6 protein-coding genes and 1 pseudogene are annotated in these 11,141 nt (G+C 72.3%); 6 read left to right on the forward strand and 1 reads right to left on the reverse strand.

The genetic code is table 11. The features are described 5' to 3' along the window. The first annotated feature begins 1 nt into the window (after window position 1). Genes ACWDY5_RS33310 through ACWDY5_RS33330 form a run of 5 tightly spaced genes read left to right on the forward strand, consistent with a single transcriptional unit; the run spans window position 2 to window position 9,982 of the window. The gene (locus tag ACWDY5_RS33310; protein WP_449726111.1) at window positions 2-364 is read left to right on the forward strand and encodes a GPW/gp25 family protein; all 363 of its coding nucleotides are present in this window, start codon (window positions 2-4) and stop codon (window positions 362-364) included. Then, window positions 361-3,072, forward strand: coding sequence for a putative baseplate assembly protein (locus tag ACWDY5_RS33315; RefSeq protein WP_449726112.1), 2,712 nt, complete (start codon window positions 361-363; stop codon window positions 3,070-3,072). The genes ACWDY5_RS33310 and ACWDY5_RS33315 overlap by 4 nt, the downstream gene beginning before the upstream one ends. Further along, a complete protein-coding gene (locus ACWDY5_RS33320; RefSeq protein ID WP_449726113.1) occupies window positions 3,069-6,311 on the forward strand; it encodes a putative baseplate assembly protein in 3,243 nt (1,080 codons plus the stop codon). Before ACWDY5_RS33315 ends, ACWDY5_RS33320 begins: the two co-directional genes overlap by 4 nt. Beyond that, a complete protein-coding gene (locus tag ACWDY5_RS33325) occupies window positions 6,311-8,515 on the forward strand; it encodes a hypothetical protein (RefSeq protein WP_449726114.1) in 2,205 nt (734 codons plus the stop codon). The genes ACWDY5_RS33320 and ACWDY5_RS33325 overlap by 1 nt, the downstream gene beginning before the upstream one ends. A gap of 12 nt (window positions 8,516-8,527) precedes the next feature. Then, complete coding sequence (locus tag ACWDY5_RS33330; RefSeq protein ID WP_449726115.1) at window positions 8,528-9,982, forward strand: DUF6519 domain-containing protein; 1,455 nt, start codon at window positions 8,528-8,530, stop codon at window positions 9,980-9,982. A gap of 19 nt (window positions 9,983-10,001) precedes the next feature. Here the strand turns inward: ACWDY5_RS33330 and ACWDY5_RS33335 are convergent, their stop codons facing one another. Next, entirely contained in the window at window positions 10,002-10,769 is a 768-nt protein-coding gene (locus ACWDY5_RS33335; RefSeq protein WP_449726116.1) for an SDR family NAD(P)-dependent oxidoreductase, read from the reverse strand. Between the two features lie 124 nt (window positions 10,770-10,893). On the opposite strand from ACWDY5_RS33335, the pseudogene ACWDY5_RS33340 reads away from it, so the two are divergent. Beyond that, a pseudogene (locus tag ACWDY5_RS33340) lies at window positions 10,894-11,141 on the forward strand (superoxide dismutase); the annotation flags it as partial.

Genomic DNA, 11,141 nt, shown 5'->3' on the forward strand with positions numbered 1-11,141 from the left:
CATGCACGTCGACTTCCCTTACCAGATCGACCACCTCGGCCGCACCGCCTCGACCGGGCACGCCGACCACGTGCGGGACCTGGTGGAGCAGCTGCTGTTCACCGCGCCGGGGGAGCGGGTCAACCGGCCCGACTTCGGCTGCGGCCTGCTGGAGCTGGTGTTCGCGCCGAACAGTCCCGAACTTGCCGCCACCGTGCAGGCCAGCGCCCAGGCCGCGTTGCAGCGCTACCTCGGCGACCTGCTCACCGTGGTGGAGCTGACCGTGGCGGCCGAGGAGTCCACGCTCAGCGTGACCCTGCGGTACCGGCTGCTGCGCACCGGCGAGATCCGCACCGAGACCATCGAGGGCAGCGTGACCCCATGACCGAGACACTCCACTATGGACAGTCAAGGCGGGCCAGGCTGCGCGCCTCCGGCCGCAACGGCCTGGACGCCATCGAGGTCAGCGAGTCCGGCCTGGTGCTCACCGTGCTGCTCTACGGCAAGGCGCCGCACGACCTGGGACCGGAGCACTTCCGCATCACCGGCGGGCGGCGGATCACCGGCATCCGGGTCCGCTCGGTGGAACTGCTCTCCCCGGAGGACCCGGACCTGGAGGACCGGGTCCGCCTCGGCCTGGACCGGGCAGGGGACTTCGCCACCTACACCCTGCACGCGGTGGCCGCCGGCCCCGGTGGCGCGCCCGGCGAGCAGCCGCACCCCGCCTTCGACCCGCGCTACGCCAGCCTGGCGTTCTCCTTCAAGCAGCACTGCCCCACCGACCAGGACTGCAAGCCCGGTGAGAGTCCACAAGGGACAGATCTGCCGCCCGCGATCGACTACCTGGCCAAGGACTACGCCGGCTTCCGGCAGCTGCTGCTGGACCGGCTCAGCCTGACCGTGCCCGACTGGCGGGAACGCCGCGTGCCCGACCTCGGCATCGCGCTGACCGAACTGCTCGCCTACACCGGCGACCGCCTGAGCTACAAGCAGGACGCGGTCGCGGGCGAGGCCTACCTGGACACCGCGCGCGAACGCATCTCCATCCGCCGCCACGTCCGCCTGGTGGACTACCCGATGCACGACGGCTGCGCCGCCCGCACCGCCGTGCACCTCACCGTGGACCGCCCGGTGACGCTGCCCGGCGGCGAGTTCCGGTTCATCACCCTGAAACCGAACGTCCTCCCCGGCCAGGCCGCGATCACCGAGGCCCAGCTGCGCGGGGCGAACGTGCCCGACGGCAGCTACGAGATCTTCGAGCCGCTGGTCCGAGCGGATCTGCGCCTGCACCGCGCGCACAACCGGATCTCGCTGTGGACCTGGGGCGGCGAGCAGTGCCTGCTGCCCAAGGGGGCCACCGCCGCCACCCTGCGCGACCGCGACCTGGCGCTGCGCCCCGGCGACCTGCTGCTGTTCGAGGAGGTCACCGGCCCGGCCACCGGCAGACCGGCCGACGCCGACCCGCTGCACCGCCAGGTGGTCCGGCTCACCGGTGTCACCCCGGCGGTGGATCCGCTCTACGGCAACGAACCACTGCTGGAGGTGACCTGGGACCGGGCGGACGCGCTGACCTTCCCGCTGCTGGTCGCCGCCGACCGCGGGCCGGGCTGTGAGCCGCTGGAGATCAGCGTGGCCAGGGGCAACCTGGTGCTGGTCGAACACGGCCGCCTGCTGCCCAGTGGGCCGGTCGACCTGGCCGCGCCGGTGCTCAGCCGCGGCCCGGTCACCCAGCACGCGAGCTTCGGCGCGCCAGAGGTGGTGGCCGAACAGCAGGCCAGGCTGGTCGCGCGCATCCCGGCCACGGCCCGGCGGCAGGTCCGCGACCTGTGGGCCAAGGTCCGCGACGGCGGCACCCTCACCGAGCAGGACACCGCCAGTCTCACTGTCCTCTTTGGACGAAAGCCGCTGGTTCGACTGGCCCGCGAACCCCTGGAGACACTGATCCGGCTGCTGTCGGACTTCGACGAGCTGCTGGCGGCCAAACTGTGCCGGATCGCCGTGCTCACCCGCCGCGCCCGCCGCGGTGTGGTGCTGGACGAGGGCATCGCCTGGGAGCTGGCGCACAGCTGGGGCGAGGGCTGCGAACTGGACCCACGACGGCCGGAGTTCCTCGGCCCGGTGGCCAGAAACCTGCCCACCGACCCGCGCACCGCCCTGCCCTCCGTGGTCCTCACCGACGAGGACGGCAACACCTGGACGCCACAACGGGATCTGCTGGACAGCGGACCGGCCGACCGGCACTTCGTCGGCGAGCTCGACGACGAGGGCCGCCTGCACCTGCGCTTCGGCGACAACCGGCACGGCCGCAAGCCCCGCGCCGAGGACAACCTCACCGCCCGCTACCGGATCAGCGTGCCTGGAAAGGGCAACGTCGGCCGGGACACCATCACCCGCCTGCTCACCGGCCAGCGCACCACCACCGGCGTCGACCGGGTCCGGAACCCGTTGCCCGGCAAGGGCGGCACCGACCCTGAACCGGTCACCCTGGTCCGCGACCGGGCCCCGGTGGAACCCACCACCCGGCTGCTGCGCGCGGTCACCGCGCAGGACTACGCCACCCTCGCCGGTCAGGTGCCCGGTGTGCAGCGGGCCGCGGCCGCGCTGCGCTGGAACGGCAGCTGGTACGAGGCCCAGGTCGCGGTCGACCCGCTCGGCGCGAGCGTACCACCGCCCGAGCTCCTGGACACCGTGCGCGACATCCTGCGGCACTACCGCAAGATCGGCCACGACCTCCAGGTCGGCCCGGCCCTGCTGGTGCCACTGGAGGTCGAGCTCGACGTGTGCGCCGAAGCAAACCACGTCAACGCGCACGTGCGCGCCGCGGTCGTCAAGGCCCTCGGCGAGTTCTTCCGCCCGGACCACCAGACCTTCGGCGAACCCGTGCGCGCCAGCCGGATCATCGCGACCGCGGCGGCCGTGCCGGGGGTGCGCAGCGTCAAGCTCACCAAGCTGCACCGGCTCTTCGCCGAACCCGCGGGAGAACTGGCACGCGGGCTGCTGCCGCTGGCCCCGCTGGAGGTCGCCCAGCTCGACCACGACCCCGCCCGGCCGGAGCACGGCCGCCTGACCGTGACTGTTCGAGGTGGACGATGACCGGCAACCCCATCCACAACCGCACCGGCCTGGCCGCCATCGCGCACCGGGTCGCCACCCACCGCAGCCTGCTGGCGGCGGCCAAGAAGAAGCTGTCCGCGCACCCCGCGCTGGACCCGCTGACCGCGCGGGACACCGACGACTTCAGCATCGCCCTGCTCGACGGCTGGGCCTGCCTCGGCGAGGTGCTCAGCTTCTACACCGAGCGCCTGGCCAACGAGGGCTACCTGCGCACCGCCACCGACCCCGAGTCGATCCGGCTGCTGGGCCGCCTGGTCGGCCACGAACCGCGGCCCTCGGTGGGCGCCAGCGCCTACCTGTCCTACACCGTATCCGACGGCGCGGACACCGTGATCGAGGCGGGCAACCGCGCCACCAGCAGCATCGGCCAGCCGCAGACCTTCGAGACCAGTACCGCGCTGCGCGCCAAGGGCGACTGGAACGACCTGGGCGTGCGCCGCTTCCAGCCCCGCGACCTGGACGTGGAGTACCTGCCCAGCCTGCCCCAGATCGAGATCGACGGTGTGGACAACAACGTCACCGGCGGCAACCGGCTGCTGTTCGACCTGGGCGTCGGCAACGACCCGATCCTGCGCGTCGCGGTGGACGCCCGCCCGCAGCCAGAGCTGGGTTACACGGTCATCGACTTCCAGCCGCCCAACCCGTTGCGCGACTACGAGTTCGGTCGCGCCGCGCTGGTTTCGGCGCTGGCCGAAGCCCAGGACGTCACCACCACCTTCTCGACCAAGATCACCACCGAGCTGGTCCGCCCGTTGATGGCAAGTGTGCCGGAAACCGAGCCGCAGGACCTGCGCCCGAAACTGCGCACCGCGCTCAAGCAGCTCCCGGAGATCCTGGCGATCGGCCGGGCCGGCACGCTCGGCCCCGCGAGCTGGCTGGAGCAGGTGGCCGAACTGCTGGACGCGGCGCACAACGCCCTGCGGCTGGCCGCGGTGGTGCTTGGGAACCGGTATCCCGACGCCGCCCTCGCCGCTGCCGCGCTGGACCGGCCGCCCGCCCGCCCCGCCGCCGTACCGGACCGCCCCGTCGCCCGCCCCGCCGCCGCGCCGGAGCGCCCCGTCGCTGACGAATGCCCGCCCCCGACCCGCCCGGAAGACCGCCCGGAAACCGTCGAGGGCCTGGCCGGCCTCCTGCCCGCCCTGCGCACCCCGCCCTCCCAGCCCCCACCCGACCCGGCCGACCTCGACCGCTCCGTGGCCACCGCCTTCAAACCCGCCTCCGACACCGGCGTCCGCGTGCTCACCGCCGCCGACCCCGGCCTCGCCGACACCCTCTACCGCGCCTGGGCCGGCCTCGACCTCACCCCACCGTCCGAAGTGGAACGACTGTGGGTGTTCCGGTCCAGCTGCTCCCCGTTCGGCCTCACCCTGCCCGTCGTGCCGAGACCAAGCGGCGACCTCGCCGACGACTCCGACGTCCGCACCTACAGCCCGGTCGGCGCCAGCGCGCTCACCGAGCTCGCCCTGGACGCCCAGTACGACACCATCGCCCCGGACAGCTGGCTGGTGCTGGAGAACGGGCCGCTCGGCCGGCTCATCGTCAAGGTCACCAAGGTGGACAAGCGGGTGGTGCGCCTGGACGACCACTCCGCCACCGTCACCGTGCTCACCCTGGCCAAGCCGTGGCGGGCCGGCAACGAGACCGTGGAGAAGATCCGGCCCACCGCGGTCCGCTTCCAGGCCGAGTCGCTCACCATCGTCGGCGACCCGATCACCGGCGACATCGCGGGCGACCGGCTTGAGCTCGACCGGCTGCACCAGGACCTGACCACCGGGCGCTGGTTGATCGTCTCCGGCGAGCGGGCCGACCTGCCCAACCGGATGCGCGGCGTCCCGGCCGCCGAGCTGGTCATGATCGGCGGAGTGCAGCAGGGTGCGGATGTGGACATTCCCGGGGAACGTCCACACACGACAGTCGTGCTGGCCGTGCCCCTGGCCTACCGCTACCACCGCGCCACCGTCCGCGTCCAGGGCAACGTGGTGGAGGCGACCCAGGGCGAGACCCGCGCCGAGGTGCTCGGCAGCGGTGACGCGACCGTGCCGAACCAGCGGTTCACCGTGCGCGGCAACCCGATTACCTGGCTGCCCAGCGAAACCCCGCTCGGCGCGAGCACCACCCTGGCGGTGCGCGTCGGCGGTGTGCGCTGGACCGAGACCGAGCTGCTCAGCGACCTCGGCCCCACCGACCTGGGCTATGCCGCCAAACCCGCCGCCGACGGCAGCACCGCGGTGACCTTCGGCGACGGCAGGCACGGCGCCAGGGTGCCCACCGGCGCGGAGAACGTCACCGCCGGCTACCGGGTCGGCGCGGGCGAGGCGGGCAACGTGCCGGCAGGCAAGATCGACCAGGTCGCGACCCGGCCCGCCGGAGTGGACCAGGTGGTCAACCCGATCCAGGCCACCGGCGGCGCGGCCGCGGACGGCCCGGCCGACGCCCGGCGGGTGACCCCGTTGCGCACCATGGCCCTGGACCGCCTGGTCTCGGTGGCCGACTACCAGCACTTCACCCAGGCCCGCGCCGGGATCGGCAAGGCCAGCGCCACCGCGCTCTCCGACGGGCGGCGCGAGGTCGTGCACGTCACCATCGCCGGGGTCAGGGACGCGCCGATCGCCCCGCACAGCGGGCTGTTCCGCACCCTGGCCGCCTCGCTCACCCGCTTCGGCGAGCTGAACCTGCCGGTGACCCTGGCCACCAGGGAGCTGACCGTGCTGGTCCTCTCCGCCGGGGTGCGGGTGCGGCCGGAGTACGAATGGCCTGACGTGGAACGGAAACTCCGCGCCCGGTTGCTCGAGGAGTTCGGCTTCGCCGCCCGCGAGCTGGCCCAGCCCGCACACCTGAGCGAGGTGGTGGCGGTCATGCAGGCCGTGGACGGCGTGGACCACCTCGACGTGGACGCTTTCGCCGGTGTGCCGCACCGGATCGGGCCGAAGGAGATCGGCCGGATCGCGGATTTGCTCAACCAGGTCCAGGACACCGTGCCCGCCACACCGGCCCGGCTGGAACTGATCGAGCACGAGGTGACCTACCAGGACACGCTGACCTCGATCGCGGACAAGCACACGGTGTCCCTCGACCAACTGGCCGCGCTCAACCCCGGCCTGACCGGCATCGACCCGGTCGACGGCACGAAGTTGCTGGTGCGGCAGGAGATCCGGCCCGCCCAGCTCGCCGTGTTCACCCCCGACGTGCCCGACACGCTGATACTGCGGAGGCTGTGATGAGCCACGACCGGCTGTACGACCTGCTGCCAGGAGTGTACCGGCGCCGCGACGCCGATGGCCGGCTGAAGGCGCTGCTCGAGGTGATCAGCGAACAGGCCGACTTGCTGGATGCCGACCTGGACCTGTTGTACCGCAACTGGTTCATCGAGACCTGCCAGGAATGGGCGGTGCCCTACCTCGGCGACCTGGTCGGCTACCAGCCCCTGCGCGGCCCCGGCGAGGAGCTGCCGCCGGAGCGGGCGGCCGCGCTGCTGGCCGCGCTGGCCCCGCGCCGGGACGTCGCCGACACCATCCGCAACCGGCGCCGCAAGGGCAACCTGGCGCTGCTGGAACAACTCGCCGCCGACGTCACCGACTGGCCGTCCCGCGCGGTCCAGTTCGCCGGCCTGCTGCACACCACCACCCCGGTCCGTCTGTACACAGTGGACGGTCGATCGAACGCCGCCCGGCGCAGGCGCGGCCGCCTCGCCGACCTCCGCCACGGCGACGCGCTGGACCGCCACGGCAACGACCCCGCGGTTCGCGCGGCCGGTCTGCCCGGCCCGTTCGACACCCTCAGCCACACCGTGCGCGTCTCCCGCCCGGACTCCCGCCACCGCCGCGGCGGCCCCAACATCCCCGACGTCGGCCTGTTCCTGTGGCGGCTGCGCCCCTACCCGGTCACCAAGGCGCCCGCGTACTGCGTCGAACGCGCCTACCACCACTACACCTTCTCCATCCTGGGCAACGACCTGCCGCTGATCGCCAAGCCGGTGCCGGAGCCCAGCGGCACGCACATCGCCGAGGAGGAGAACGTGCCCGCGTTCATCCGCCGCCGCGCCTTCGCCGAACGCCTCGCCGACTACTACGGGCCGGGCAAAAGCCTGTGCGTGTACCGGGACACCCCGGACCACCCGGTGCCGCTGGCCGACGTGGTGGCCGCGGACCTCTCCGGCTGGAAGTACCGCCCGCAACGCGGCCAGGTCGCCATCGACCCGGTGCTGGGCCGGATCGCCTTCGCCAGCAGGGGCGCGCCGGAGTCCGGGGTGTGGGTGACCTACCACCACGGGTTCGCCGCGGACCTGGGCGGCGGCGAGTACCACCGGGGAATCACCAAGCCGTCCAAGGAGATCAAGCGGTACCCGGTCGGGGCCGGCGAGCCCGGCGCGCACGAGCGGATCATGGACGCGGTCGCCAGGTGGCTGGACGAGCGGGAGAAGCACCCGGTGGCGGTGATCGAGATCATCGACAACGGGGCCTACCAGGAGCAGATCGACATCCCGCTGCGGCCGGGGGAGGGGCTGACCATCCGGGCGGCGGAGGGCCGGCGGCCGGTGGTGCGGCTGCTGGACTGGTACAGCAACCGCCCGGACGCGCTGCGCATCGTCGGCACAGCACCCATGGTCGCGACCGAAGGCGTGACCGGCGACTGCTGCCCCCCGCCACCCCCCACCTTCACCGTCGACGGCCTGCTCATCACCGGTCGCAGTGTCCGCGTCTCCGGCCCCATGGGCCAGGTGACCTTCCGCCACTGCACCCTGGTTCCCGGCTGGTCCCTCGACGAGCACTGCCGCCCCGCCTTCGAGGAGGAACCCAGCCTCGAACTCATCGACACCACCGCGAACGTCCGCGTCCAGCACAGCATCCTGGGCACCATCCGGGTCAGCCAGAGCGAAACCCGCACCGAGCCACTCGACATCCACCTCACCGACAGCGTCCTGGACGCCACCGAGTCCACAGTGGACGCTGTCACCGGCCCCGACTGCCGGCCGGCGCACGCGGTGTTCTCCGCCATCCGCAGCACGGTGATCGGGCGGACCAGGGCGCACCAGCTCGGCCTGGTGGAGAACAGCATCCTGCTCGGCGAGACCTGCGTGGACCGGGTCGCCGAGGGCTGTCTCCGGTTCAGCTGGGTCGAACCCGGTTCGCGCACCCCGCGCCGCCACCAGTGCCAGCCCGACCTGGCGCTGGCCGGAGCGCCGGAACCCGAACTGGTCACCGCCCGGCTCCGGCCCCGGTTCACCAGCCTCCGCTACGGCGAACCCGGCTACGCCCAGCTCGCCCTGGACTGCGCCGAGACCACCCGCCGCTGCGCCGATGACGCCAGCGAACCCGGCGTCTGCCACGACCTGTTCCAGCCACAGCGCGCGGACAACCTGCGCACCCGGATCAACGAGCACCTCCCGGCCGGCTGCGAGGCCGGAATCATCTTTGTCAGCTAAGGGGATCTGACCATGCACGGCGACTTCTCACGGATCACCTTCCACGGTGCCAAGCACTACACGGCCGTCCTGGCGCAGCAGGGCCGAGTCACCCTGGACGCCGACCTCAACGAGCAGAGCGCGATCGTCCAGCACCAGCTGCGCGAGTTCCTGGTGGACCTGCTGGGCGAGCACGGCGGGCCTGCCGCCCGCTGCGGCTTCGCCATCTCCTTTCCGTTGGACGCCAACGGCCAGCCGCGCCACGACGACCTGATCATCGGCCCCGGCCGCTACTACGTCGACGGCCTGCCGGTCAGCACCACCGGCAGCACCTTCTGGACCCAGCCGGAGGGCTACCTGGACCAGGTCGCCGACCGCGCCGAGCTGCCCGACGCGCCCTACCTGGTCTACCTGGACGCCCAGGAACGCCTGGTCACCGCGATCCAGGACCCCGCGCTGCGCGAGGTCGCGCTCGGTGACCTGGCGCCCGACACCAGTGCGCGCACCCGGCTGAGCTGGCAGGTGCGCGCGGTGCGCGAACTGCGCGCCGGCAGCAAGGTGATTACGCTCGACGACGTCACCGGCACGCCCCAGGAGATCGCGGCGAAGCTGAGCCAGAAGTGGCAGGAGTGGCAGGAGTGGCGGACCGCGCGTGACGAACGCCGGATCGGCCTGCGCGCCCGCGCCCAGCGGCCGGCCGACTCGGCCGAGAACCCGTGCACCGCCGATCCGGAGGCCCGGTACCGCGGCCTGGAGAACCAGCTCTACCGGGTGGAGATCCACTCCGGCGGCGCCGCGGGCACCGCCACCTTCAAGTGGTCGCGGGAGAACGGCTCGGTCACCTTCCCGATCGCCCGCGCCGCGGGCAACCGGGTGCAGCTCACCCGGCCCGGCCGGGACCACAAGCTCGCCCTGGACGTCGGCGACTGGGTGGAGGTCATCGACGACGCCTACACCGCCCGCGAGGAACCGGCCAAGCTGCTCCGGGTCACCGGGGTCGACCCGGACCGCCAGGGCCTGACCCTGTCCGACCCGGTCGGCCCGATCGGCGCCAACCAGTCCAGGCACCCGTTCCTGCGCCGCTGGGACCAGCGCCCCGCCGAACGCAACGCCGGCGACCCGCTGACCGACCCGCCGGCCAAGCCCGACCGCGCCAAGGACAACGCGGTCACCCTGGTCGAGCGGACCTGGATCCCGCTGGAGGACGGCATCGAGGTCGAGTTCAGCCCGGACGGCTTCTACCAGAGCGGCGACTACTGGCTGATCCCCGCGCGCGCCCTCACCGGCGACGTCGAATGGCCGGAGGAGGGCCGCCAGCCGGTGTCCCAGCGCCCGCACGGACCGGCCCGCCACCTGGCGCCGCTGGCCTTCGTCGCCGCCGACCACAAGATCCACAACACCCGGAACCGGTTCCCGGCCTACGCCACGCCGTTCCCGGTCACCGATGGCGAGGAGGAGGCCAAACCGGCCAGGCGCACCCGGAGCTGAGCGGCGCGGCGCCGGTCGGTCAGCTGCTGATCGACCGGACCAGCCCGCCGTCGACCAGCAGGTCCTGCCCGTTGACGTAGCTCGCGCCCGGCGAGGCGAGGAAGGCCACCGCCTCCGCGACCTCCTCGGCGCGGCCGAGCCGCCTGGCCACCGTCTCGGTGCGCAGGACCGTCGGGGTGACCGGGCCCATGGTGGCCTCGTTGAGCATGTCGGTGTCGATGTAGCCGGGGCTGACCGAGTTCACCCGGATCTGCCGCTCGGCCAGGTCGGCGGCCAGCGTGCGGGCCAGGTTGTGCACCGCGGCCTTGGTGGCGCTGTAGATGCTGGTCTCGGCCCGGCCGCGGTGCATGGAGGCGGCGCAGTTGAGCACGATCGCGCCGCCGTTGCGGAACAGCGGCAGCGCCTTCTGGATGGTGAAGAACACGCCCTTGAAGTTGACGTCGACCACGCAGTCGAAGTCCTCCTCGGTGAACTCCTCGGTCCGCTTGAACACCCCGGTCCCCGCGTTGGCGAAGAGCACGTCCACCCCGCGGAACTGGCTCCGGACCTGCGCCATCAGCGCGTCCAGGTCGGACAGCACCGCCGAGTCGGCGCGGATGGCCAGCACCCGGTCCGGGCTGCCCAGCCGCCGCCGCGCCGCGCTCAGCCGCTCCTGGCAGCGACCGGTGACCACCACCTTCGCGCCCTCGCGCAGCAGCAGCTCGGCCGTGGCCAGCCCGATGCCGCTGGTGCCACCGGTGACCAGCGCGACCTTGTCCACGAAGCGACCCTGCGTGTCCGTGCCCACACGTTCAGCATACGGATCTCCACAATGTGATCATGACCGGCGTCACAATCGGGTTGACCTCCAGTTCGCTCGAGGTTGTTGGCTGGGTGCACAACTTGATGGCAACGAGGAAGTGGACGCACCCATGGCTCAGTACGTGCTGCCGGAACTGGACTACGACTACTCCGCACTGGAGCCCGCGATCAGCGGGGAGATCAACGAGCTGCACCACTCCAAGCACCACGCGGCCTACGTCAAGGGCACCAACGACACCCTGGACAAGATCGCCGAAGCCCGCGACAAGGGCGACTTCAGCTCGATCGTCGGCCTGGAGCACACCCTGGCCTTCAACCTGGCCGGGCACGCCATGCACGTGGTCTGGTGGAAGATCCT

This window comes from Crossiella sp. NPDC003009 (assembly GCF_053591555.1).

Coding starts and splice junctions, on each gene's coding strand:
- ACWDY5_RS33315 (WP_449726112.1), top strand. CDS start 361: ATGACCGAGACACTCCACTATGGACAGTCAAGGCGGGCCAGGCTGCGC.
- ACWDY5_RS33310 (WP_449726111.1), top strand. CDS start 2: ATGCACGTCGACTTCCCTTACCAGATCGACCACCTCGGCCGCACCGCC.
- ACWDY5_RS33330 (WP_449726115.1), top strand. CDS start 8,528: ATGCACGGCGACTTCTCACGGATCACCTTCCACGGTGCCAAGCACTAC.
- ACWDY5_RS33325 (WP_449726114.1), top strand. CDS start 6,311: ATGAGCCACGACCGGCTGTACGACCTGCTGCCAGGAGTGTACCGGCGC.
- ACWDY5_RS33320 (WP_449726113.1), top strand. CDS start 3,069: ATGACCGGCAACCCCATCCACAACCGCACCGGCCTGGCCGCCATCGCG.